Below are 23,423 nucleotides of genomic sequence, written 5' to 3'. Positions count from 1 at the left end.
GAACTTAAAAAAAATTTACAATTTCAAGATATCACTAATTATTGAGAGCAGTTCATAAACATTTTTGTTTATTCAAAATCCCACCATATTTCCTGCTTAAATTCTTGATTTAGTTGATATAACTCACCAATCTTAGGGCTTACATAAGGAAGTCCTTCTTCGTCGGCAGCTTTTTTAAAGCGTTTTATAGGTTGATTCCAGGGATGCATCGCTAACGTAAATTTTGCCCAGTGAACAGGGATTACTCTTTTGGCTTTTAAATCCTTGGCAGCTTTCACCATTTCTTCGGGAAAATTATGAATTTGTGGCCAGTTTTCACCGTATTGCCCACATTCCAAAATCGCCAGATCAAATGGTCCAAATGTATCACCGATCTCCTTAAATTGAGGACTATAACCAGAGTCGCCACCCAAATATAATTTGTAACCAAAAACTTCTAAAACAAAAGAAGACCAAAGCGTGTTTCCTCGTTTAAACAAACGTCCCGAAAAATGTCTTGCAGGTGTGGCGGTTATTTTAAAATCGTTCATGATTTCTAACGATTCCCACCAGTTTAACTCGGTTATCATTGCTTCAGCATATCCCCAATGTTCTAAATGAGCACCAACGCCCAAAGAACAAACTATCCGTTTTACTTTGTTTTTGAGTTTTGTAATGGTTGGATAATCCAAGTGATCATAATGGTCGTGGGTAAGTATCAACATATCTATTTCAGGCATATCGTCTACACCGTATTCATTAGCGCCATCATAAGCTTTTCCAAAGAAAGAAACCGGCGAAGCATATCCACTAAATACAGGATCTACCAAAATAGTATAGTCCTTTATTTTGAGGAAATAAGAAGAATGTCCAAACCATACAAAAGCAGGTTTTCCTACTTCAATACCATTAAGGTTGGTCTTTACAAAGGGTATTTTTTTTGCAGGTTTTACAGATTTTGGCCGATTACGCATATCTTTCATCATCTTAAACATCGATACATTATTGGGGTTTACCGATGTTTCTTCTATATTTTTAAAACTTCCGTCTTTATAATTTTCACACTGCTTAATTCTTTCTAATCGTTTACCAGATGGGGCTTTTCCAAATTGTTTCATCATAATTGTTGAGGTATATCAACATTTTTAAATGTTGATTTATAAATATATCTATTAACGATTAATTGGGTTAATAATTATTTGTAAAAAATAAAAATGTAAACAAAACTTGACATTTGTAAAAAGATAATTATATTGTGTAAAACAAACTTTACTTTTAGTTAAATACATTTTACTTATGAAAGCAGAGAAAAATAATTGGCAAAGCGAACTAAAAAAGAATACTAAAGCGCTGGCCATGTGGACTTTTTTGTGGGTTTTCACATTAGCATTTGTTGCATTTGGCCCAAAATTTATCTGGAATGATAATAAAATCATCACAATAGTGATGATCATTGTAAACACACTTGTAGGGGTAGGCATGATTTTAATTAATCGCAAACATCTAAACAGCCAGGATCCTTTGCAACGTAAAATAACTATGGATGCTATGGCTATAACTTTAGGTATTACATTAATTTTAGGAATTAGTTATTCTATGTTGGATATAACTAATTTAATTACTTTTAATGCAGAAATTTCACATTTGGTTTTCATTATGGGAATCACCTATTTAATCGCAATGCTAATAGGAAATGCTCGTTACAAATGAAAAATAGGATTAAAGTATTACGAGCTGAAAAGAACATCACGCAGGCAGAACTCGCCAATCGCGTTGAAGTTTCCAGGCAAACGATAAACGCTATCGAAAAAGGCAAATTTGATCCCAGTTTACCTTTGGCGTTTAAGATTGCCAGGTTATTTAACCTGAAAATTGAAGACATCTTTCAGGATGAAGAATAGAAAAAGCGCCGATTGGCGCTTTTTTATTGATAAAATATTTTTACAGGTTAATCGGCGATATCCTGACCAAAATCCGGGAAACCTTTTTCATCCCAAGTAAAGGTTTTTGCTCTTGTGTGGCGATTAAAGTCATAAAGAGAGTTGCCTCTTATTTTTTCGTAAACGCGAGCATGATAGATTAAAACATCGGTTTCTCCATCCTCCGCAATTGTAAATGAGTTATGTCCGGGACCAAATCTTCTCAATTCTGCATTAGTAGTGAATACTGGTTTTTCAGATTTATGCCATGATTCCGGATTCATTAAATCGGAATCCTCATCTGCCCATAATAATCCCATCGCATAATTTGAATCGGTAGCACTAGCCGAATAGGTCATAAAAATTTTACCATTTCTTTTAATCACCGCCGGACCTTCATTTACAAAATAACCTATACGTTCCCAGTCGTATTCTGGATGTGTAATCTCAATTTCTTCACCTTTTAAACTGGTTGGTGTTTCCATTTTAGATAATAAAATCGAAGTTCCACCCTCTTCCCTAACCGCTTGCGCCCAGGCAAGATATTGTTCGCCATTATGCTTAAAAGTTGTAGCATCTAAAGAGAAAGAATCTCTATTGGTTTCAATTTGACCTTCTTCCTTCCATTCTCCCGTCATAGGATCTTCAGCTTCATTGGATAGTACGAACATCCTTATTTTCCAAATATCTTCAGCTTGTCCTGCAGCAAAATAAACATACCATTTTCCATCGATTTTGTGTAATTCAGGCGCCCAGATGTGATGACTCATCAACCCGTTTTCATGCTTATTCCAAATTACTTTTGGTTCGGCCGTTCCAAGACCATTTATTGTTTTAGATTGACGCATTTCTATGCGATCGTATTCTGGCGCAGTCGCAATAAAATAATACTTGCCATCTTCATCTTTAAAAACCCAGGGATCGGCACGCTGAGCTACGATAGGATTATGATAAGTGATTTCTTTAGATGGCTCTTCAGAAATAGCTTTTTCTCGGTCGTTACTTTCAGCTGTATTGCAACTGAAAATTATGATCAACATTACATAAAGTAGAATGTGTTTTAAGCGATAGAATTTTGTCGTCATTTGAAAGATTATAAATTTGATGTCTAATATCTAACATTTTGACAAAAAATAAAAGATAAGTGCGAAATTTACACTTAAAATTATTTCTGAAATTGCTGCTCGTCCCTATCAAAGATCTTTATCATTTTAAATGACTTCATTAAGTGGAATAAGCCAGGTAAAATAATTCCGCCACCAATAATTAAAGATATCCCCAAAACCATAATTACACTATCTGGCGAAATATCTTCTAAAAGACTAATTTCTTGTGATGAGGTTATAATTACATAAGGAAAATGGGCAACTAATGCTGCAAAAAGCACTAAGACCACTTGCAAGCCAGCGAAATACCGACTTAAAATTCGGCGACCGGCACGTATAAACTTCCAAAGTGGAATCAAAAGAATTCCTGAAAGAATAATGCAGATTATGGAAATAGGATTGGTGACGAAATCTCTGATAAATGCTATTTCACTAAAAAATCCATACGCGATTAATACAAATCCAAGTACAACTAAAACCGCTGTTGAAATCTTAGATTTTCGGATATACATATTTCGAATATTACCTTCACTCTCCCCTATTAATAAGGTAGACGCTAAGAATGCACATAGGGAGGCATAAAATAGTCCCATTAGAATACTAAATCCATTAAACCACGGTGCCATAAACAAATCGTAGAACCCGTAATTGGTGTAATCTTCGGTAACCACTAATTTTCCACCAACCAGAGATGCAAAACACATTCCCAAAAAAATGGGGGTGATAAAGCTGGAAAATCTAAATAAGCCATTGTACACTAATTGTGATTTATCCTGAAAGGCATCATAATGCCTAAAAACAAAAGATACCCCACGCATAGTTATTCCCAGAAGTACCAGAGTTAGCGGCACGTGTAAATAAATAATTATGATATTAAAGTATACAGGAAAAGCGATCCATAAAATAACGATCAGGATGATTAACCAAATATGGTTAGCTTCCCAAATTGGCCCCATCACACGATAAATAGTATCGCGATTTACTTTTTTATTTTCTCTGGATGAAAACAATTCGACTATGCCGGCACCAAAATCAGCTCCACCCAAAAGCACGTAAAGCAGTAACGAAAACAGTAAGAAAAATAACACTACGTATAACATAATTAATCTTTTTGGGTGTTTAGGGCTTTTATTTGTCTCTGCATTAACCAGGTTACCGTAAGGGCTAAAAGGATATAAACACCAACATACATAAAGAAGCTAAATTTTATTCCCGGCATTGGTGTAACCGCATCACTGGTTCTCATGATCTGATAGATGATCCAGGGTTGGCGACCAACCTCGGTCACTACCCAGCCGGCTTCCAGGGCCAGAAAACCAAGCGGAGCCAATAACATAAAAAACCACCAGTATTTTTTACTATCCATCCAGGACCTCTTTTTAAGGCTTATAAAAAACAGGATTCCGGCTAAAGCAAGTAAAGTACCAATCCCAACCATCACCTGAAATGCATAATGTACAATAGCTACAGGCGGAATTTCCTCTTCTGGAAATTCATTTAATCCTTTTACTTCAGCATCAAAATCACCAAAAGCTAGAAAAGAAAGCGCCTTCGGGATTTCGATTTTATAATTCACTTCTTTTTTTTCTTCATCTACTATTCCTCCTATAAATAATGGAGCTCCTTTTTCGGTTTCAAAATGCGCTTCCATCGCGGCCAATTTTACGGGTTGTCGTTCAGCCACATCTTTAGCAGAAATATCCCCACTTATAGGTTGTAAGAGCGCAGCAATCGCTCCAAAAGAAATAGCGATCTTAAATGCACTTTTATGAACCGCTACGGCTTTCCCTCTTAAGATCTGAAAAGCATGAATTCCGGCAACACCAAAACTTGTCGCTACGAAAGCAGCCAGCGTCATATGCAGTGCTTGTGAAAACCAGGCCGGGTTGAGTAGCGCCTGTATAGGATCCACATTAGTAAATTGGCCGTTAACATAGTCAAAACCACTGGGGGCATTCATCCAACCATTTGCTGCGACCACTAAAATTCCCGAAAGAACGCCAGAAACTCCTATGATCACTCCGGTAAACCAGTGAAATTTCTCCGGAAGCTTATTCCACCCATAGAGGTAAAATCCTAAAGCTATCGCTTCCACAAAAAAGGCTGCTCCTTCTAACGAAAATGGCATTCCAATAATAGGACCTGCATGTTTCATAAATTCTGGCCATAGCATTCCTAATTCAAAAGAAAGTGCGGTACCCGAAACTGCACCCGTCACGAAAAAAATGGCGACTCCTTTAAGCCAGGCTTTTGTAAGTTTTAAGTAAACGGGGTTTCTGGTTTTTAACCATTTATGGTGAGAAACCACCATAAAAAATGGCATCACCATACCAATACAGGCAAAAATAATATGAAAGCCTAATGTAAAGGCCATTTGAAGGCGGGCGTAATCTAAATTTTCCATTTATTTGGTTTTGAAACACACTGTTTATAAGCGTATTATCATTATGAGGAAAAACGTTATAATTACCTTTAAATTTAAGCAATAATGAAGTCTGGAGCTTAGTAAAATCGGGAAAATTAACCTTAACTTTTGTTAAATACGATTTTTTACTTCTCCTTAAAGAATAATTGAGAATCTTTCGTTAAAAAGCTAATCTCTGTGCGTAACTATTAAATTCCACTTCCTGAAAGTTCCATATACAAAATATAGATCCCCATGATCAATACCATCCAACCAAAAGCTTTCTTAAGTTTCTGTGAATTGATAAACCGGCTCAAATAAATTCCAAAGAAAATTCCCACTATAGAAATTATAGTAAAAAGAAGTAGGAAAAACCAGTCTACATTAAGATGGCCAAGATCGCCTAAAAAACCAATAATAGAGTTTATTGCAATGATAAAAAGGGACGTCCCAACCGCTTCCTTCATATTTAAGCCGGCCAAAAATACCAGTATGGGAACAATGATAAAGCCGCCTCCAGCACCAACCAGCCCGGTAACCAAACCAGTTAAAGCACCTAGTAGGATCATTAATCCATTATTAGATTCGTTAGGTTCATTTTCACAGTCTACACATTCTTTTTTCTTTTTTAAAATCATTGAAGCCGATGCTACCAGCATTAAAATAGCAAAAAAGCTCATAATCATTAGATCTTTGGTAAGCTCAAAACTTCCAAAATTCGCAATATGATGCGGAATTGCCGGTAATAAATATTTACGTGTAGAAAAAATGCTAATAACCGCCGGAAGGGCAAAAATTAAAGAACTTTTAAAATCTATCCTTCCCTTGTTAAAATTATCTATCGCCCCTACAGCCGAACTCGATCCAACAACAAAAAGCGAATAAGCAGTAGCGGTAACCGGATTAATATGCAATATATATACAAAAACAGGAACGGTAAGAATCGATCCTCCACCGCCGGTTAAGCCTAGTACCAAGCCGATAATTAATGCACCTACAAATCCTAAAATCTGAGTTATCTCCATTCTTACAATTTCTGGAACAAATATATCGGGCTTTATTAAATATGACAGTAACTTTCGTTACACAAGCTTTCTTATACTAAATTTAGTGATCACAAATTTAAAACTTCAACCTGGTTGCGGTTCAATTTTATCTTTCCTTCGATTTCAAGCTTTTTAAGAATTCTGGAAACCACAACTCTGGAGGTATGCAAATCATAGGCGATTTGCTGGTGTGTGCTGCTTACAAACTCATCCTGATTAATTTTTGCTTTATCCTGAAGATATTTCATTATGCGCTCGTCCATGTTCAAAAATGCAATCGTATCGATGGTATCCAACATTTCGGTTAAACGCGTATGATAACTTTCAAAAACAAAATTTCTCCAGCTTTTATACTGCGCCGTCCACTCCTCCATTTTTTCGATGGGGATCATAATTAAACGAGTGTCCCTCTCTGCGACTGCTCTAATTTCACTTTTTGTCGTCCCCATGCAACAATTTAAGGTCATGGCACAGGTATCTCCTCGTTCCAGAAAATAAAGTAGTAATTCATCCCCTTCACTATCTTCTCGTAATACTTTTATCGCACCTTCTAAAAGTAACGGCATAGATTTTACATAATCTCCAAAATCTATAATAATCTCGCCAGCTTTAAATTCTTTAAGCTGTCCAGATTTGTGAATTTCGTTTAAAAGTTCGTCTTCAAAAATAAAATGATAGGCTTCTTTTAATTTTTCTAACATGGGGATGAAGAATTAAGCTTCTAAATTAAAAAAAGCAACCGACTTAACTTCGATTTTCGAAAAATATAAGCTATTCTTTTGCTAAAAGTCTGTGATAAGCCTGTTTAAGTAACTGTAGGTTTTTTTGTTTCTTAGGAAATAAGATATCTTGGCCATACCTGGTAAAGTAGGTATGAGATTCTAGAAAACATATATTATTCTCTAACCATTCTTTATCGGTATAATTTTTATTAAGACACTTAAACCACTCTGACCTTAGTAATTTATTTTTTGTCCTGAAACCATTAGTCCCTAAATGCGCCAAGTCTGCATCACAAACAATTTCTTCAAGCTTAGTTTTTGGTGCTTGCGGCATTTGCGTTGCCTCAATACAGGAACATACTTTTTCTATATCATCCTGAGGGTAACCAATATTCGATAAAAACCTAAAGGCATTTTCTGCACTAACTTTTTCATGTCCTTTATAGGTATTGCTATTTCCGGTATCGTGAAAAAGAGAGGCTAAAACAACTATTTCCTTTTCATGCGGAGTTAGGTTCTCGTAATCTGCAATTCGCTGTACGTACTGATATACCTCAAAGGTATGCTGTATATTATGATATGGTAATTTACCACACCTACTATTATTTAGTAAACTATGGCAATGATCCATCGCCAATCTGATTACAGACGTATGTTCTTGATATCTATAATTTAGCATTTCTAGCAACATCATCGCACTTTTTGGGACTTATTAATAACAAGTATTCTGCTTAATAACAAGTATTCTGCCAGGATATTGTAGCAAAGACCTTAAAAGTCAATTTCGAGGCTTAAATTAAATAAAATTGCCAAAAAACAAAACACAAATAAAAAATTTGAGGAATACTTTAAGATAAATTCATAAAAAAAGCCTGATAAAATAATCAGGCTTTTCGTTTTTAGATTATAGCTACTGTCTTATTGAGGAAACCCAAGCTTCCTTAACACCCCATTCTTTATTCGGGGTATCTGATGTTTTGATCACCAGCTCCCCCCCTTCTAAAATTTCCTGCTGTGTTAGCCAGTTTCGGTTTAAAGGTTTTCCATTTAATGTCGCACTTTCCACGTAATAATGATCTTTATTATAGTTAGTCACACTTATTTTAAACGCTTTACCTTTAGGATAATTTATACTTATTTCTTTGAATATAGGTGCGGTTAGGTAATAAACAGGATCTCCTATATTGGCAGGGGAAAGCCCTAAACTTCGCATAACAAACCAGGAAGACATGGTGCCTGCATCATCATCCATTGTTCTTAGGTAGGCTTTAGGTTTATTCTGATAAATTCGGCCTACATAAGGATCAATACCTTTACTATTATCATTAAAATAAGCCTGTACCATAGTATCCAGCAATATTTTACGATACAATTCCTGAGACTTCCATGGCTCTTTAGTAGCATTATACATTCCAGGAACCTGCAAATCTGGTTGATTTGCATGATTGTAATTATGATTTCTGAAAAAAGTATCCAATTCTTCCAAAAACTGGTCTTCCCCACCGGCCAACTGTTTAAGTCCGTTCAAATCAAAAGGAACAAACCAGCGGTACTGCCAGATAGTTCCCTGATATAAGCCTCTTGCCTGCATGCGATCTACATCATTACGTGTGATATCTTTAAAATCTTTGTTCCAGTATTCCTTATAATCTAGTGATTTTGTTATGTATTTATTGTACAATGTAGTATCGCCATCAATCTTCATTAACTGCGCCATGGCCCAATTATCATAAGAGGATTCTAAAGCCTTATCTGGTGCTCCATAATCCAAACTTTCAGCATCTTTAATCAGGGAATCTTTAATTCTTTTAATATCTACTTCATACCCCTTATTATAGGCATCCAGTAAAACCACCATGGCATGCTCTGTCCTAACGGTTGGTGCAGGCTCGTAATCTGTTGCCCAATTCTTCTTTCCGAAGGCATATAAATTCTCTATGGACTTTACTATATCTCTATAACGATCAGGATAAGCCATAGAAAGCATGGGTAATTGCTCACGGTAATTATCCCAAATGGCCCAACCACTATAAATAGTACCTTCGGTTTTTTGCAAAGTACCATCGATCGCAGGATATGTTCCATCTTCCTCAGAAACGATATAAGGAGATTGCAATCCGCGATATAATAATGAATAAAAAAGATCTTCCCGATCTTCTTCACCTTCAACACTAATTCGGCTTAAAGCTTTTTCCCATGCTGCGCTGGCTTCTTTTTTTAGGTTTTCATAAGAGATATTTTCAATTTTCTGAGAAGCATATTCTTTAGAAACCGAAGAAAAGCCTATTAACACCTGTACTTCTTTAGAATTATCTTCTGCTTTTGCCATTATCTCGTGATCTGAAATTTGAGCTATCTCAGCCATATTTTTTAGCTGAATTTCATAATAAAAACGATAGGTACCAGCGTGACAGGTTGTTTTGGTAGCTATAACCCCGCTTATTTTATTATCCTTAATTTCGTGTTCTTCTGAAACAAATCTATTGGAAAGCGCAAATGAGAGATCAATAAACAATCCACCTTTTTCACCATTAAAGTTATACTGATGGATCCCAAAATTGTGTGTTACACTCATCGCAGCATCGATCCCATTTTCAAAACTTACTTCATAAAACCCAGGTTTTGCATGCTCTGTTACTTTGCGTAATTCGGTTTCCTTATTATCGTTTAAAATGGGTTTAATAAGGATATTACCGCCACTACCAGTACACCCCACACCTTCTAAATGTGTATGGGTAAAACCATCAAACTCTTTAGCGTAATGCTCGTAACCGGTATGGTTATGCGGATTGGTATGTGGACCGATGCTCATCATGTTAAAAGGGGTTGATGCTGATGGGGACATTTGGCCATGATCACCAGAAGATCCTAAAAAAACATTCACCTTATCCGTAATATTGGCCGATTTCGATGTTTTTTCTTGAGATTTAGGCTGGCAGGCCACACATAGTGCTACAGCAATTGCAGCAATCATTCTTTTCATAATTAGGGTCATTTAAATTTTTCGAAATTGGGGATAAAATTAAAGGAAACCTCGCAAAGCAAGGTTTCCTAAAAATTAACTATTATCAAAACTATACAAATATGTACCTAGGGCATAGGGAAAACATCAGTTTTTTGTGCGAGTTTATCCCATTCTGTTTTTAATTCTTCCAACTTATCAGGATGAGTTTCGGCAAGATCATTAAGCTCTGTACGATCTTCCGCTAGATTATATAGTTCCCAGTCAGCATTCCCATCAAGTTTTACGGCTTTCCAATCCCCTTTTCTAAGCGCTCTGGATCCAAAATGTTCCCAAAAAAGAACATCATTCACATCCTCCTCAGAAGCACCTGTAATTACGGGGAGCATTGATTTTCCTTCAGTAGGCGTAATATTTCTTCCCTTATATTTTTCAGGATAATCCACCCTGGCAAGATCTAAAATCGTAGGCATCATATCGATAATATGAGCAGTTTGAGATTTTACAGTACCTCTCTCTTTAATTCCTTTGGGCCAGTGCACAATAAACGGAGAAGTTATTCCGCCTTCATACACTCTGGCTTTCCAATATCTAAAAGGTGTGTTTGCCGTATTTGCCCATTGTGGACCAATACCCGCATGTACCACCTGCGATCCTGGTAGAGCTTCTTCACTTTTATCTACCGGAAATGCTACTGCTCTACCATCCCTGGTTTGACCGGCACGATCAAAACCGGGACCGTACTGCGAAGGTCGCTCTGAACTTGCTCCGTTATCAGACATAAAGAAGATCACCGTATTTTCCAGCTCGCCTGTTTCTTCTAATTTATCAATAAGTTTACCAATGTTTTGATCCATACGATCTACCATTGCGGCATGTACCGCCATCGCCTGGCTGTCCCATTTTTCGTTTGGATTTTCTTCCCAGTTAAGATCCTTAAACATGAATTCTGATAATTTGGCGATATCTCCCTGTAAGATACCTTTCTCTACCAGTCTTTTATATCGATCTTCACGGGTTTGACGCCAACCTTTAGTGAAGGTATCTTTATATTTGGCTATTTCTTCTTCTGGGGCCATAAGCGGCCAGTGTGGTGCACAATGAGCAACATACAGAAAGAATGGATCCTTTTTCTGTACAAAATCCTCTATATACGCAACAGCTGTATCGCCAATGGCATCTGTATAATAAAAATCTTCTGGAACATCTTTAACCTGCGCTGTTCCGTTCACTAAACTAAACGGATCGAAATAATCTACCACCCCCCAAATATTTCCATAGTATTTATCAAAACCTCTTGAGGTAGGATAACTAAGTGTATCTGAAAACGCCCCATGTTCTTCCTGATGACTAAGCCATTTTAACTGCGCTTCGTTATTTAAGGCATTGGTTTCGGAAACATGCCATTTTCCCGCCATAGCGGTTTGATAACCGGCTTGTTTTAAAGCTTCAGCAATCGTAACGGTATTAGAATCTAAGGTGCCACGATAACCGGGTTTCCCCATATCCATTGTCATTCTACCGATCCCGGCCTGGTGTGGATATTGTCCCGTTAACAAAGCCGCCCTACTTGGGCAACAGCGTGATGTATTATAAAAAGAGTTAAAACGAAGTCCGTTTTCTGCTAAACGATCTAAACTTGGCGTATTAATCTCACCACCATAACTACCAAGATCTGAAAAGCCAAGATCGTCAGCCATAATCACCACAATGTTCGGACGTTCATCTTCCTGATTTTCAACATTTTCAGTTGAATTTTTACAGCTGAAGTTTAAAGCTAACGCACTACAGAGCCCTAACGACATAAATCGATTTAGCTTTTTGGATGTAAAAAAATTTAAATAATACATATTTAGATAACTAATTTTCGGATTGGGTTAAAAATAGAAAAAAATCTTAATTATAAAAAAAGAAATATATTGAAAACGAGAACAATATCCATAAGAGAATGCCTGAGTGTTTTATAAATCAAGAACCACGGGTCCGCCCATCAAATATGTACAGGATTAACCTTTTAGAATTTCAAAGCAAGACTTGGGATATTATACCTTTTTGGCGGTGCCAATAAAAAAAGCCTCTCCGTTAAGAAAGGCTTTTAAATTGCATTAGGTTAGGTGTAATGCAGTTTTATCGAAATAACGAAAATCTCTTTTAAAAGATTCGTCCTAATTATAACGTTTAGCCATATACTTTATTTTCTAAAATTGTATTTTTTATCCGTGAATCGGGATTAAATGTTATGGTCCAGTTTTGATAGCTATCAGGGTTGGGATGTCCGGAAATGAAAATTTTTGTTTAGTAAACTACCTCGGGGCATTCGATAAATACAAGATTTCAATTCCGAGGCAAGCCTCGGGGTATTAAACCCTTTGGCGGTGCCAATAAAGGCTTTATGCTACGAAGTCGCTTCTAAAATTTTAAGATCGCTCTTCTATTAATTTTTTACGATGTTTAATACCCCAGGAACTTAAAGCTTCTAAAATATCAGATAAAGAATTACTATAATCGGTAAGTTCGTATTCTATAATTACAGGAGTATCGGTATAGACTTTGCGTTCTACAAAACCATTAAGTTCCAGGTCTTTTAATTCCCTGGATAACATTCTTGCCGAAATATCCAAAGCGCGTTGCAGCTCGTTGAAACGTTTATTTCCTTCTTTAAGGGCGATGATTATTTTAAGCTTCCACTTTCCACCTATGGCGTACAGCGCATCATCGATAGCCCCTAATTTACTTTCACAAGCTTTTTTTTCTAATAATTCTTTCATCCTTGTAAGACTAACAAATTGTATATCACTTACATTTAGTTTATTACTAACTTTTGTATACCAAATATACATATTTTTAAAAAAGAAATTAAAAAACAGCGTAAGTAAAAGGTTTTAAATAAGACTAAAACTTAAAATTACGCTACTTGGATACATCGCTCTTGTTACGATTATCTGTTATAATGATCTAATAAAAATTGCTATGAATAGAACAACTACCAGACAGCTTCCCTTCCTTATCAATCAAAATATATATGAATCCAAAGTAGTTGAAGGCACCATTATTATACCCGATATTAGTGGTTTTAGTCGATTTGTAGAGACTACAGATGTCGCTACCGGCAAACTGGTTATATCTAAATTACTCAATGCCATTATAAAGAGTAATGTATTAGACCTTCAGATTTCAGAAATTGAAGGTGACGCGGTATTGTTTTTCAAATATGGAAAAAGAATATCGGCAAAAGATATTCTTCACCAGTTTTGTTTAATGAAAGAGGTTTTTAACCAGGAAGTGAATTTTTTAGAAGAAGAATTTGAGCTAAATATTGATCTTTCCTTAAAACTAATAGCGCATTATGGCGCCCTGGCGCAATATAATATTGGTAAATTCGAAAAGCTTTATGGACAAACAGTCATTGAAGCACATCATTTACTAAAAAATTCGGTTGCAAGTAATACTTATGTATTGCTCACCGATGCTTTATTGGATGCTGAAGTAAATTCTGAATTAAAGAATCTCAACAAATTTGTTGAAAATACCATTTGTGAAGTTTACGATGGCATTAAAAAAATATGCTATACATTTTTTGATTTTGAAAATGATCTCTGTAAAAAATGCCTTGCTTAAGAAAGCATTTTAAGTTTTAAAGTTATTTATACATAAAAACCCTCTTTAGCCAAAACTTTAGAGGGTTTTCTATTACAACTTGGAAGATGTTAAAAGCTTATATTTCCTAGGTTTATTTTTTGTATTTCACTTTATCAAAACCGAAATCTTTAAGGTTATCGTGACTAATTTTAATAGCTTCAAGCGGTTTCAGGTCAAAAGTCATATCCTGCTCAACGATATAATATTTCATTCCGGATGCTTTTCTTTCTTTCAGGATTCTATCAAAATCTATAGTTCCCTCTCCTACCGGAGCAAATTTGCCTTCTTCATCCATATCCTTTACATGCCATAATTTAAAGCGCCCAGGATACTTTTTAAAATATGTCACAGGATCTGCACCTGCTTTGGTTACCCAAAACAAATCCATTTGAAAATTCACCAATTCGGGATCTGTATTTTCCAGGAAGTATTCTATAGGTACAATCCCGTTCTCATTTTCCTTAAACTCAAAATCATGATTATGATACAAAAGCGCTAATCCAGCTTTTTTACATTTCTCACCTATGGTATTAAAAGTTTCTACTAAAAAATCCAGATCATCATCCATTCCCATAGTTTGGGTTTCAGGATCAAAAGTAAATCTACCCATGGGTGGCACTGGGATCACAAAATATTTGAAGCCGGCCTTTTTTACATCTTTAATCATTTGATCCACATTTTCCATAGTCACCCCACCCTGATGACTACTTAATGGTTTTGTATGGTATTTAGAAAGTAATTTTTTAAATTCTTTAGGAGTCATTCCATAGAACTTCCCATCACTATATCCGGCAGCTTCGATATATAAATAACCAATTTCAGAAACCTCATCTATCGTTTCTTCTGGTGCTCTAGCCATTTCATCTCTTACCGTGTACAAAGTCGCTCCACCAAACTGGCGCTGTCCAAACATTGAAAATGAAGTGAGTACTATAAAAAACACTCCTGCCTTACATAAATTCTTTAAACCTGTCATTACTTGTCTAAATTAATACCAGAGACTATTTAACAGTATCTAAAGAATAGCTAAATAATACTCCGTCATTCTTAATATTTTGATTCAATTTTTGCTAAATATACAATAATTAATGTTTCAATGAGAAACAATAATCAATAAAATTTGAGGGGTAATGGCATTATTTCCTTAAAAATTTCATCAGCCCTAAAATTTAAATTACTTTTATATCGCTTTGGGGGTATTCTGAAAAGAATTGAGAGAGTCCCTTTGAACCTGATGCGGTTTAGACCGTCGTAGGGAAAAGTTTTGTGGGTGCATACTCCTATACTTTTTATTTGAATATTTTTCCAAAGCCAAAAAACTAAATTAATATGGAAAATATTCTGTGGCCACATATTCAGCGCTTAAAAACATCAATCCCTTTAATTCACAATATCACCAATTATGTGGTGATGAATAATACCGCTAATGCCTTATTGGCAGCAGGTGCTTCTCCTATAATGGCCCATGCCCAGTCTGAAATTGAAGATATGGTAAACATTTGTCAGGCTCTTGTGGTTAATATCGGAACTTTAGATGAATACTGGAGTACAAGTATGATCAATGCTGCTAAAAAAGCTAATGAACTGAGCAAACCCTGGGTTTTAGATCCTGTTGGTGCAGGAGCAACATCCTATCGCAATGAAATCATAGCTAAATTGCTGGAATTGAAACCTACAATTATCAGAGCCAATGCTTCTGAAATTATGGCTTTAGCCAAAGCTACTAATATCGCTACCAAAGGTGTAGATAGTACTGCCGAAAGTGATGAAGCTATAGAAGCAGCTACTTCTTTACAGAAAGAGTTTGGTGCTGTAATTTGTATTTCGGGTGAAACCGACATTATTATTGGTAAGGACCAAAAGCTTTCCCTTAAAAATGGTAATGCTCTTATGGCTAAAGTTACCGGTATGGGTTGCTCGGCTTCGGCGCTTACCGCTGCTTTTGCCGCAATACTAGAAAATAAATTTGAAGCCACTGTGGCGGCTATGGCCTTAATAGGCGTTTGTGGTGAAATTGCTGCTAAAAGTTCCTCAGGACCGGGAAGTCTGCAACTAACTTTACTCGATAAATTATATAATATTACCGAAGAGGAATTTCGTTCTCATCTTAAAATAGGCGAATAATGCATCCAGATTTTCCCTATCAATTATATCTGGTTATTGCAGAAGAAAGCTGTGTTCATTATCCGCTGCTTCAGGTTGCTAAAATGGCTATTGAGGGCGGCGTAGACATTATACAACTACGCGAGAAAAATTTAAGTACTTCGGTATTTATAAAAAAAGCCGAAGCGCTTAAACAACTAACGGATCAATATAAAATTCCGCTGATCATCAATGATAATCTTGAGGTGGCAAAAGCGGTAGATGCTTTTGGAATACATGTAGGTAATAATGATATTCCTCCCACCCAAATTAAGCAGCAATGGGATAAGCATAAAGCAATTGGTTACTCTATAGAATATTTGGAACAACTTAAAAATGAGCAAACGGAAGTGGCCAATCACCTGGGAATTAGTCCAGTTTACAGCACCGCCACCAAAACCGATACGGTAACTGAATGGGGCATTGAAGGGATCAAAAAAATACGCACATTAACCACCAAACCGCTAATTGCCATTGGTCGTATGGATGCCGGTAACGCCGGTGAAATTATAAAAGCAGGTGCCGACTGTATTGCGGTAGTTTCAGCGATTTGCGCTTCAAAATACCCTGAAAAAACGGCTAAAAATATTAAAACTCAAATTTATAAACATCGGAATGAAAACATATAAGTATGCTTCAGCTTTAACCATCGCAGGTTTTGATGGTAGTGGCGGTGCCGGAATACAGGCCGATATTAAAACTTTTTCGGCTTTGGGCTGTTATGCCACTTCTGTTTTAACAGCACTTCCCGTCCAGAATACGACCGGAGTAAAAAATATTTTCCCCATTCCCTACCAGGCGGTGTCTGAACAAATTGACAGTATTTTTGAAGATATATTCCCTAATGCCGTAAAAATAGGAATGGTACATACGCCAGAACTAGTTGAAAGCATTGTTTCGGCACTACAAAAATATCCAAAAACACCTTTGGTTTTTGATCCGGTAATGGTTGCGACAAGCGGGCATAAATTAATTGAAGACCAAACGATTGAAACAATTATTGAAAAGTTATTTCCATTAGCCGATGTAATCACTCCCAACATGGATGAAGCTGCGGTGTTAGCTAAAATGAAAGTCGAAAATTTGGCTGATATGAAAAAAGCAGGTGAGAAAATAATGAATCTTGGCTGCAAATCTGTTTTGATGAAAGGAGGACATCTAAGGAGCGATAAAATAACCTCGCTTTACTTTACGCCAGATGGGAAAGTTTACGATTATGAGTTCGAGAAGTTCAACACCAATAACACTCATGGTTCTGGATGCACCTTATCCTCTGCAATTGCTGCTTATCTAGCCACAGGTAAAAACCTAATTGAAGCGGTAAAACTGGGACAGGAATTTGCACATAGTGCTATCTATCACGGAAAAAATGTAAAAACCGGAAAAGGAAATGGCCCTTTAAATCACTTTTTTAACCCACTAAAATTAATAAAAAATGAGTTGGAGTAAAGAAACCTGGCAAACTATACGGCCAATTTATAATCGAATTATTGAAATGCCTTTTATAACCGAATTAATGGACGGTGATTTGCCATTAGAAAAATTTCAGTTTTATATGAGTCAGGATTCGGCTTATCTGGAAAATTTTGGGAGAGCATTAGCTCTAATTGCGGCACGCGCTTACGATACTGAAAATACACTGGCTTTTCTTCAATTTGCAGAAAATGCTATTATTGTTGAAAATGTCTTACACGAATCTTATTTTAAAGAATTTGGTGTTTCAGAAAAGGCCATTATTCAACCGGCATGTCACCATTATATTCATTTTTTAAAAAGTATGGCTGCACTAGAGAATCTCGAAGTTGCTATGGCTGCGGTTCTTCCTTGTTTTTGGATTTATAAAGAAGTTGGTGACTATATTTACAGAAACCAAAAATCTGGAAATAATCCTTATCAGGCCTGGATTGATACTTATGCCGGGGAAGAATTTGGCGAAGCGGTACAAAAAGCAATTTCGATTTGTGATGATCATGCCATCAACACCACTCCACAAATACGCACGAAAATGACCGAAGCTTTTGTAAGTGCTTCCCATTTGGAATATCAATTTTGGGATGCAGGTTATAGCTTAAGAAGCTGGTAATTAATCTAGTTCTTTTAACAGCAAAACAGGGACACTGGGATCAAATTCAATTCCATCACCTTTAGACTGCAAAAAAAGTTTGGAGAAAAATCCCTGTTTTCTTTTGTATAACGCCAGCATCGTACTTTGCCTGCTTTCTATAAATAAATGAATACCAGTTGAAGCCGTGGTTTTAGTAAGCCGGTGAAACGTATTTTTTATTGCTGAAAAATGCTCCTCAAGATTTTCCTTTAAACGCTCCTGCTCTTCGCTTAATCCTTTACCATCACTATCGATATACAGCACTCTGATGGGAGAAGCCGAATTTGAAGCCAGATCTTTTAAAGGATCCAGTTCTTTTTCCTGAAAAGGAAATCTTAGGGTCGAAGGAAATACAATTTCGTTGACTGATTGATCGGTAAGCTCAAAATCCTCAGGAATAAACAACATGGCGCAATTTTGTAAAACATCAGCCAGTTTAGATAATTTCGACTTGTAAGAACTATGAATATTTACATTTGCTCCTTCAGTCCCTAATAGGATAAGATCGATAGATCTGGTATTTACAATTTCCTGTACCACCTCTTCAAGGTCACCTTCTAAAGATAAAGTTTCAAATTCGTGATTTTGATTCTCTTTTCTAAAACTTAAACCCTGCATTATTCGATCCAGGCCTTCTTTGGAGGTTTTTTTAGCATCGATATCCTCCTCTGGTTTGATCCCTGGAATGCGATCACTAATGCCACGGCCATCGTCGTAAACATTCAACAAAATAAAATTACATGAAATGCTTTTATATAATTTTAAACCAAACACTAAAGCATTCCATGCATGTTTTGAAAAATTGGTAGGCACCAAAATTTGCTTTTCCATAGCTTCTCAATTTTACGACCAATTTACAAAGAAGAATTTCAAATAAATAACCGATAAAAGATTTTAAAGAATTTTAGTTATTCCGAAGCTTCGGTTAAATTCTTATTGTTTAAAACGTCTTTAGGTAAAACGCCGTATCGACGTTTAAATATTTTCGAGAAATAACTTCGGCTGGATAAGCCCAGTTCATACACTACTTCCCCAACTCCTTTCTCCCCGCTTAGGAGCATATTCATGGCATGGGTTAAACGTACATCCCTAATATAAGCATTCACCGTTTTACCATATACTTCCTGAAAGCCATCCTGTAGTTTATTCACATTTATACCGCTCACTTTGGCTAGTTCCTGTACGGTACCGGTATTAGCTATGTTTTGATTAATATGAGTAACCGCTCTTTCTATTGCCCTTAAATCACGTTTTTTTAATTTGGGCTCATGCATTTCTGGGCCTTCCCTAAACTGCAGCAACATGTGTGACAACACCTCTAAAGATTTACCTCCCAGGTAATTAATTCGGGGAAAACCTTCTACACCGCAATCTTCAATTTCGCGAATGGTATCCATCGTTCTTAGCCCATAACTACCTGTTTGAAAGATCTCGTTCTCTGCATCGATATCTGCGAAAAGTCTAAAATAATTTTCTTCAATCTCATGAAGTTCAAATGAAAGATAGCTTTGAAATTTTCTACGGTTAACTTCTAAATAGCAAATTCTTACTTTCTCCCCGGCATTAAACTGAAAACACTGGGTTCCATTTGCTGTTGTTGCCGCAATGAGGTGTTGATGGTTTTTAAGCTCACAACTTTTCTCATCTTTAAAATATGCGTTTAGCGTTCCTTCTACACAATAGATAAAACGTATAGGATTTACACTGGGATGATAAATCCTTAGACAGGTATCGTCGTGAAATGTAAAATTAAATGTGTATAAGCCAATACCATTGGGAAAATTTACACAAGCTACTTTACCACTTCCTATATCTGAAGGAATATTTACCGTAAACTCTCCTAATTTACTCTTAAATCCTATTCCCAGCTTCTCTGCAAACTGCGGCACAAAATCGTCGACATCATTCAACCTTAAATGATACGTATTCATTGTTATTATGGGTTTTTAAAAACGCACTAAAAAACATCATTTTTTTCTAGATGCTCTAAAATATTTCTTTTTAGGCTCCGAATAAACTGTTAATTCTTTATTAAAAAAATCAATAGTTACCAATCTCTTACGAATAAAGCACATTCTCACTTTTTATTTTTTACAACTTGTACAGAGAATGTTCCATTAAATTTAATTAAATTAAAGAAATAAATTTGACCTAAGTATCGAGATTTAGAACTATCTGCCAAGTAGTACTTATACATAACTGGCCAATATGGCTGATTTGTTAAGCGTGCCTAATCCTCGGGATATCAAAAAATAAAGTTTACCAACCATAAACTAAGCGATATCACTATAACATTACAATAAATCTGGCAGCAACTAATAATTATTAAAACCTACCAATTATGAAAATCGCTATTATTGCCGATCATCGCCATGCACTAAAAAAACCGTATGCAGGTGGTCTTGCCATGGTAACCCATAAAATCGTACAGAAATTATCTGAACAGGGGATTCAGGTAGATGTTTATGCCAAGTCTGGATCTGAATGTGATAACCTACATAATTTAGACGAACACTTTTCAGAAGGCAATCCATTCTCCTGTATCTATTCTGAAAATTATAATCCTACAGCAATAAAGAACTCAATTATTTATGCTGAAATTTTTCAGGATCTGGAACGTAACGAATACGATATCGTTCATAACCACTCAGTACATTATCTGCCCATAATATTAGGAAATCGGCTAAAAACACGATTTATAACCACCTTACATACCATGGCATTTCCTGAAATAAAATTTGCTTTAGATTATATCAAAAAACAATCCAATCAGGAATTTATAGTGGTAAGTGAATCCTTAAGAGATCAATATTCCCGGTTTTTAAACTTTCCTAAAGTAATTCGTAACGCGATAGACTTGAACGACTGGCAACCCAATTTTGAAACCAATAACGAGTATTGCATGTGGTACGGTTCTATGTGCAAAGAAAAAGCTCCTCATCTGGCAATAGAAGTTGCCATCAAAGCCAATAAACCTATTATCCTTGCGGGCCGTGGTAAGAATAACGAATATTTTGAAAGGTTTGTGGCACCCCTGCTAAAAAATCCGCTGGTTTCTTACGTAGGTGAGCAAGACCGTTCTCAAATAAACCGATTGTTACGTAATGCGTCTGCTTTATTGTTTACCAGTGTTTGGGACGAACCTTCGGCATTGGCAATTTCTGAAAGCCTGGCTTCAGGAACGCCCGTTTTGAGCTGGGATAAAGGTGTAGCTTCAGAAATTTTAACCGAAAAGGTGGGGCAGATTTGTGATCCCATAGATACCAATGCGATGGCCGATGCCCTAAAAAATATAGATAAATTTGATCGCAAAACCTGTAGAAAATATGCTGAAGAACAATGTAATATCAACAATATGATTGCTGAATATATTGAGTTTTATGAAAGTCTTATCGAAGAAAATACAGAGGTTTACTAATCCATCACAAATTAACTTTCAGGTAATAGAATGTTCGGCTTTTGGTTGTATACTCGCATCAAAATTGAATTAAAATGAAGCGAATTTCGCTACTATTGATTTTAATGTGCAACCTGATGATCGCACAAAACAATACGCATACAATAGCTTTTGTAGCAGATATTCATTTACTGGATATCTATGCCGATTATGAAAATTTTGAGGGGCTACCGGTGCCCGGGCAATCTCAAAAAGCTAAAATAAGGACCATGCAGGCCCAATTACATTCTACACGCTTATTTAATGAAAATTACTTTGTACTAAAGGCTGTGCTCGATGATATTGCGCAACGCGGAATTAAACTGGTGGCATTTCCTGGTGATTATACCGACGACGGCCAACCGCTAAATATAGAAGGCCTTGCAAAAATTCTAAAAAAATACGAACAGCAATACGGGATTTCATTTTTTATCACCACCGGCAATCATGACCCCGTTGCCCCCTATAACACTTCAGGCGGTAAACCTGATTTTTTAGGCAAAAATGGGAAAGAACAAGCCATTTTCAGTAATGTTTTATCATTACCGCTAGAAGAGCGAAATGATGTGCTTGTAGAGCCTAAACTAGAAAAAGCAGGCTATAAGTTTATACTGCATAGTTTAAGTGAATTTGGGTTCTTCCCAAAACAAAAATACAGCTACTGGGAAACACCATTTTCATCGTATAGTTACCAGGATTATTCTTTCAGAAAAGCCGAAAAAGAAGCTACACTGGCAAATAGAACCTATGCTATAAATGACAGCCTAGAAATACCCGATGCCTCGTATTTAGTAGAACCCGTAAAAGGTTTGTGGCTTTTGGCTATTGATGGAAACTCATATTTACCCCGTAAAAACGGGGGGTTTAGCAGTGCAAGCATTGGCTATAATCAAACGGTCGATCATAAAAAGCATCTGTTTAGTTGGATAAAAAAAGCGGCTCAAAATGCCCAAAAATTAAATAAAAAACTGATTGCTTTTAGTCATTATCCTGCTGTAGATTTTAATGATGATGCCTCTCCACAGCTTAAAATTTTCCTTGGAGAGAAGAAATGGCAATTAGAACGGGTTCCTGAAGAACGTATCGCAAAAATCCTAATCGAGGCCGGAATAAAATTGCATTTTGCTGGACACATGCATATTAATGATACCGGAAAACGAGATTACAAAAACGGCCATTTTCTGGTAAATATCCAAACGCCTTCTTTGGCCGCCTATATTCCCGGTTATAAAATCCTGAAGTTAGACAAAAACACCGCAGAAGTAGAAACCGTTGCTATCAAAGAAGTTCCCAGGTTTGACGAATTGTTTCCTCTTTATAAAACAGAACATGATTATCTAAAAAAATCGAATCTTAAAACCTGGAATATCGATATTCTGAACAGTAAAAATTATCATGATTTTACTCAATATCATCTTGAAAACCTAGTAGACTTAAGATTCCTGCCAAATGATTGGGATCCAGAATTCGAAGCATATGTATCGGGCCTCACTGCTAGTGATTTATATAAAATTGTTGCCGAAAACCCTCAAACTGAAACTGAATTTTCAGAATGGAAAGGTCGGGATATGATTTTAGATTTTTATAAAATTAGAAATGCTGATAAACTAGCTTTTCAGGATATTCCCTCACAACGGTTATCGGATTATAAAAAGATTATCGAAGCTAAAAAACAACATCAATTATCAAAACCCCAAAACAAAAATGCCCAAAAACTGAGTCAGTTTTTAGGCATTTTCGATAAGTTTTTAAATGGTCTCCCCGCAAATCATTTCAGAATTGATCTTGAAACAGGAGAAGTCTTTTCAATAAACAATAAACAGTAAACAATTATCAATAGACAGTGGCCAGTCGCAGTGGGCGAGAGCAAGAATCAATAAACAATTATCAATTTACATAAAGTGTTACTTCGAGTGGCAAATTTTGGAGTGGAACGGAGAAATTTGTTGTATCGAGAAGTCTTT

The 23,423-nt window shown here is 36.2% G+C and carries 22 protein-coding genes and 1 riboswitch; of the genes, 9 read left to right on the top strand and 13 right to left on the bottom strand.

The window, feature by feature from the left end:
* Positions 1–68 precede the first annotated feature (68 nt).
* Positions 69–1,100: an MBL fold metallo-hydrolase gene (locus AC13DP_RS12185; RefSeq protein WP_347407575.1), complete on the bottom strand. Its 1,032-nt coding sequence runs from the start codon at positions 1,098–1,100 to the stop codon at positions 69–71.
* A gap of 175 nt (positions 1,101–1,275) precedes the next feature.
* Between AC13DP_RS12185 and AC13DP_RS12180 the strand changes: the two genes are divergently transcribed.
* Both AC13DP_RS12180 and AC13DP_RS12175 read left to right on the top strand, forming a co-directional pair.
* Positions 1,276–1,689: a hypothetical protein gene (locus tag AC13DP_RS12180; protein WP_013071417.1), complete on the top strand. Its 414-nt coding sequence runs from the start codon at positions 1,276–1,278 to the stop codon at positions 1,687–1,689.
* Complete coding sequence (locus tag AC13DP_RS12175) at positions 1,686–1,880, top strand: helix-turn-helix transcriptional regulator (RefSeq protein ID WP_013071416.1); 195 nt, start codon at positions 1,686–1,688, stop codon at positions 1,878–1,880. The genes AC13DP_RS12180 and AC13DP_RS12175 overlap by 4 nt, the downstream gene beginning before the upstream one ends.
* 47 nt (positions 1,881–1,927) lie before the next feature.
* On the opposite strand, the gene AC13DP_RS12170 is transcribed toward AC13DP_RS12175, so the two are convergent.
* The 9 genes from AC13DP_RS12170 to AC13DP_RS12130 all read right to left on the bottom strand — a co-directional run bounded on the left by AC13DP_RS12170 (position 1,928) and on the right by AC13DP_RS12130 (position 12,906).
* The gene (locus AC13DP_RS12170) at positions 1,928–2,983 is read right to left on the bottom strand and encodes a glycoside hydrolase family 43 protein (protein ID WP_347407576.1); all 1,056 of its coding nucleotides are present in this window, start codon (positions 2,981–2,983) and stop codon (positions 1,928–1,930) included.
* An 80-nt stretch (positions 2,984–3,063) separates the two neighbouring features.
* The gene (locus AC13DP_RS12165) at positions 3,064–4,104 is read right to left on the bottom strand and encodes a cytochrome d ubiquinol oxidase subunit II (protein ID WP_347407577.1); all 1,041 of its coding nucleotides are present in this window, start codon (positions 4,102–4,104) and stop codon (positions 3,064–3,066) included.
* Between the two features lie 2 nt (positions 4,105–4,106).
* The gene (locus AC13DP_RS12160) at positions 4,107–5,408 is read right to left on the bottom strand and encodes a cytochrome ubiquinol oxidase subunit I (RefSeq protein WP_272958589.1); all 1,302 of its coding nucleotides are present in this window, start codon (positions 5,406–5,408) and stop codon (positions 4,107–4,109) included.
* A gap of 209 nt (positions 5,409–5,617) precedes the next feature.
* Positions 5,618–6,433 (bottom strand): sulfite exporter TauE/SafE family protein, encoded by an 816-nt coding sequence (locus AC13DP_RS12155; protein WP_347407578.1) that lies wholly within the window; start codon positions 6,431–6,433, stop codon positions 5,618–5,620.
* A gap of 89 nt (positions 6,434–6,522) precedes the next feature.
* The gene (locus AC13DP_RS12150) at positions 6,523–7,155 is read right to left on the bottom strand and encodes a Crp/Fnr family transcriptional regulator (RefSeq protein ID WP_013071411.1); all 633 of its coding nucleotides are present in this window, start codon (positions 7,153–7,155) and stop codon (positions 6,523–6,525) included.
* A gap of 70 nt (positions 7,156–7,225) precedes the next feature.
* A complete protein-coding gene (locus AC13DP_RS12145) occupies positions 7,226–7,870 on the bottom strand; it encodes an HD domain-containing protein (RefSeq protein ID WP_083759756.1) in 645 nt (214 codons plus the stop codon).
* Between the two features lie 216 nt (positions 7,871–8,086).
* Entirely contained in the window at positions 8,087–10,159 is a 2,073-nt protein-coding gene (locus AC13DP_RS12140) for a glycoside hydrolase domain-containing protein (protein ID WP_347407579.1), read from the bottom strand.
* A 107-nt stretch (positions 10,160–10,266) separates the two neighbouring features.
* Positions 10,267–11,943 (bottom strand): arylsulfatase, encoded by a 1,677-nt coding sequence (locus tag AC13DP_RS12135; RefSeq protein ID WP_347407580.1) that lies wholly within the window; start codon positions 11,941–11,943, stop codon positions 10,267–10,269.
* A 612-nt stretch (positions 11,944–12,555) separates the two neighbouring features.
* Positions 12,556–12,906, bottom strand: coding sequence for a winged helix-turn-helix transcriptional regulator (locus AC13DP_RS12130; protein WP_013071407.1), 351 nt, complete (start codon positions 12,904–12,906; stop codon positions 12,556–12,558).
* Between the two features lie 202 nt (positions 12,907–13,108).
* On the opposite strand from AC13DP_RS12130, the gene AC13DP_RS12125 reads away from it, so the two are divergent.
* Positions 13,109–13,756: a DUF2652 domain-containing protein gene (locus tag AC13DP_RS12125; protein ID WP_347407581.1), complete on the top strand. Its 648-nt coding sequence runs from the start codon at positions 13,109–13,111 to the stop codon at positions 13,754–13,756.
* 112 nt (positions 13,757–13,868) lie between these two features.
* On the opposite strand, the gene AC13DP_RS12120 is transcribed toward AC13DP_RS12125, so the two are convergent.
* On the bottom strand, positions 13,869–14,753 hold the full coding sequence (locus AC13DP_RS12120) for a sugar phosphate isomerase/epimerase family protein (protein WP_347407582.1): 885 nt from the start codon (positions 14,751–14,753) through the stop codon (positions 13,869–13,871).
* Between the two features lie 206 nt (positions 14,754–14,959).
* Positions 14,960–15,052: riboswitch (TPP riboswitch) on the top strand.
* 54 nt (positions 15,053–15,106) lie between these two features.
* Between AC13DP_RS12120 and thiM the strand changes: the two genes are divergently transcribed.
* The 4 genes from thiM to tenA are packed head-to-tail and all read left to right on the top strand — an operon-like array spanning position 15,107 to position 18,002.
* Entirely contained in the window at positions 15,107–15,901 is a 795-nt protein-coding gene (thiM, locus tag AC13DP_RS12115) for a hydroxyethylthiazole kinase (protein WP_347407583.1), read from the top strand.
* Positions 15,901–16,548, top strand: a complete 648-nt coding sequence (gene thiE, locus AC13DP_RS12110) for a thiamine phosphate synthase (RefSeq protein WP_347407584.1) — start codon at positions 15,901–15,903, stop codon at positions 16,546–16,548. Before thiM ends, thiE begins: the two co-directional genes overlap by 1 nt.
* Positions 16,535–17,368, top strand: a complete 834-nt coding sequence (gene thiD / locus AC13DP_RS12105; RefSeq protein ID WP_013071402.1) for a bifunctional hydroxymethylpyrimidine kinase/phosphomethylpyrimidine kinase — start codon at positions 16,535–16,537, stop codon at positions 17,366–17,368. Before thiE ends, thiD begins: the two co-directional genes overlap by 14 nt.
* A complete protein-coding gene (gene tenA / locus AC13DP_RS12100) occupies positions 17,355–18,002 on the top strand; it encodes a thiaminase II (protein WP_347407585.1) in 648 nt (215 codons plus the stop codon). The genes thiD and tenA overlap by 14 nt, the downstream gene beginning before the upstream one ends.
* On the opposite strand, the gene AC13DP_RS12095 is transcribed toward tenA, so the two are convergent.
* Both AC13DP_RS12095 and AC13DP_RS12090 read right to left on the bottom strand, forming a co-directional pair.
* Complete coding sequence (locus tag AC13DP_RS12095) at positions 18,003–18,854, bottom strand: universal stress protein (protein WP_013071400.1); 852 nt, start codon at positions 18,852–18,854, stop codon at positions 18,003–18,005.
* Positions 18,855–18,931: 77 nt separating this feature from the next.
* A complete protein-coding gene (locus AC13DP_RS12090; protein WP_347407586.1) occupies positions 18,932–19,954 on the bottom strand; it encodes a helix-turn-helix transcriptional regulator in 1,023 nt (340 codons plus the stop codon).
* Between the two features lie 410 nt (positions 19,955–20,364).
* Between AC13DP_RS12090 and AC13DP_RS12085 the strand changes: the two genes are divergently transcribed.
* Together AC13DP_RS12085 and AC13DP_RS12080 are read left to right on the top strand one after the other, a co-directional pair.
* Positions 20,365–21,441 carry a glycosyltransferase gene (locus AC13DP_RS12085; RefSeq protein WP_228251089.1) on the top strand — a complete coding sequence of 359 codons (1,077 nt, stop codon included), beginning with the start codon at positions 20,365–20,367 and terminating at the stop codon, positions 21,439–21,441.
* A 74-nt stretch (positions 21,442–21,515) separates the two neighbouring features.
* The gene (locus AC13DP_RS12080) at positions 21,516–23,285 is read left to right on the top strand and encodes a metallophosphoesterase family protein (RefSeq protein WP_483067885.1); all 1,770 of its coding nucleotides are present in this window, start codon (positions 21,516–21,518) and stop codon (positions 23,283–23,285) included.
* Positions 23,286–23,423: the final 138 nt, after the last annotated feature.

The sequence above is a fragment of the Zunongwangia sp. L-65 genome (genome assembly GCF_056859415.1).
The sequence above is the reverse complement of the archived record's forward strand: the minus strand, read 5'-3'. Positions and strand labels throughout refer to the sequence as shown.

Coding starts and splice junctions, on each gene's coding strand:
- AC13DP_RS12085 (WP_228251089.1), top strand. CDS start 20,365: ATGAAAATCGCTATTATTGCCGATCATCGCCATGCACTAAAAAAACCG.
- AC13DP_RS12160 (WP_272958589.1), bottom strand. CDS start 5,408: ATGGAAAATTTAGATTACGCCCGCCTTCAAATGGCCTTTACATTAGGC.
- thiE (WP_347407584.1), top strand. CDS start 15,901: ATGCATCCAGATTTTCCCTATCAATTATATCTGGTTATTGCAGAAGAA.
- AC13DP_RS12135 (WP_347407580.1), bottom strand. CDS start 11,943: ATGTCGTTAGGGCTCTGTAGTGCGTTAGCTTTAAACTTCAGCTGTAAA.
- AC13DP_RS12120 (WP_347407582.1), bottom strand. CDS start 14,753: ATGACAGGTTTAAAGAATTTATGTAAGGCAGGAGTGTTTTTTATAGTA.
- AC13DP_RS12155 (WP_347407578.1), bottom strand. CDS start 6,433: ATGGAGATAACTCAGATTTTAGGATTTGTAGGTGCATTAATTATCGGC.
- AC13DP_RS12090 (WP_347407586.1), bottom strand. CDS start 19,954: ATGAATACGTATCATTTAAGGTTGAATGATGTCGACGATTTTGTGCCG.
- AC13DP_RS12150 (WP_013071411.1), bottom strand. CDS start 7,155: ATGTTAGAAAAATTAAAAGAAGCCTATCATTTTATTTTTGAAGACGAA.
- AC13DP_RS12095 (WP_013071400.1), bottom strand. CDS start 18,854: ATGGAAAAGCAAATTTTGGTGCCTACCAATTTTTCAAAACATGCATGG.
- AC13DP_RS12180 (WP_013071417.1), top strand. CDS start 1,276: ATGAAAGCAGAGAAAAATAATTGGCAAAGCGAACTAAAAAAGAATACT.
- AC13DP_RS12130 (WP_013071407.1), bottom strand. CDS start 12,906: ATGAAAGAATTATTAGAAAAAAAAGCTTGTGAAAGTAAATTAGGGGCT.
- AC13DP_RS12170 (WP_347407576.1), bottom strand. CDS start 2,983: ATGACGACAAAATTCTATCGCTTAAAACACATTCTACTTTATGTAATG.
- AC13DP_RS12125 (WP_347407581.1), top strand. CDS start 13,109: ATGAATAGAACAACTACCAGACAGCTTCCCTTCCTTATCAATCAAAAT.
- thiD (WP_013071402.1), top strand. CDS start 16,535: ATGAAAACATATAAGTATGCTTCAGCTTTAACCATCGCAGGTTTTGAT.
- AC13DP_RS12185 (WP_347407575.1), bottom strand. CDS start 1,100: ATGATGAAACAATTTGGAAAAGCCCCATCTGGTAAACGATTAGAAAGA.
- AC13DP_RS12080 (WP_483067885.1), top strand. CDS start 21,516: ATGAAGCGAATTTCGCTACTATTGATTTTAATGTGCAACCTGATGATC.
- thiM (WP_347407583.1), top strand. CDS start 15,107: ATGGAAAATATTCTGTGGCCACATATTCAGCGCTTAAAAACATCAATC.
- AC13DP_RS12175 (WP_013071416.1), top strand. CDS start 1,686: ATGAAAAATAGGATTAAAGTATTACGAGCTGAAAAGAACATCACGCAG.
- AC13DP_RS12165 (WP_347407577.1), bottom strand. CDS start 4,104: ATGTTATACGTAGTGTTATTTTTCTTACTGTTTTCGTTACTGCTTTAC.
- AC13DP_RS12140 (WP_347407579.1), bottom strand. CDS start 10,159: ATGAAAAGAATGATTGCTGCAATTGCTGTAGCACTATGTGTGGCCTGC.
- tenA (WP_347407585.1), top strand. CDS start 17,355: ATGAGTTGGAGTAAAGAAACCTGGCAAACTATACGGCCAATTTATAAT.
- AC13DP_RS12145 (WP_083759756.1), bottom strand. CDS start 7,870: ATGATGTTGCTAGAAATGCTAAATTATAGATATCAAGAACATACGTCT.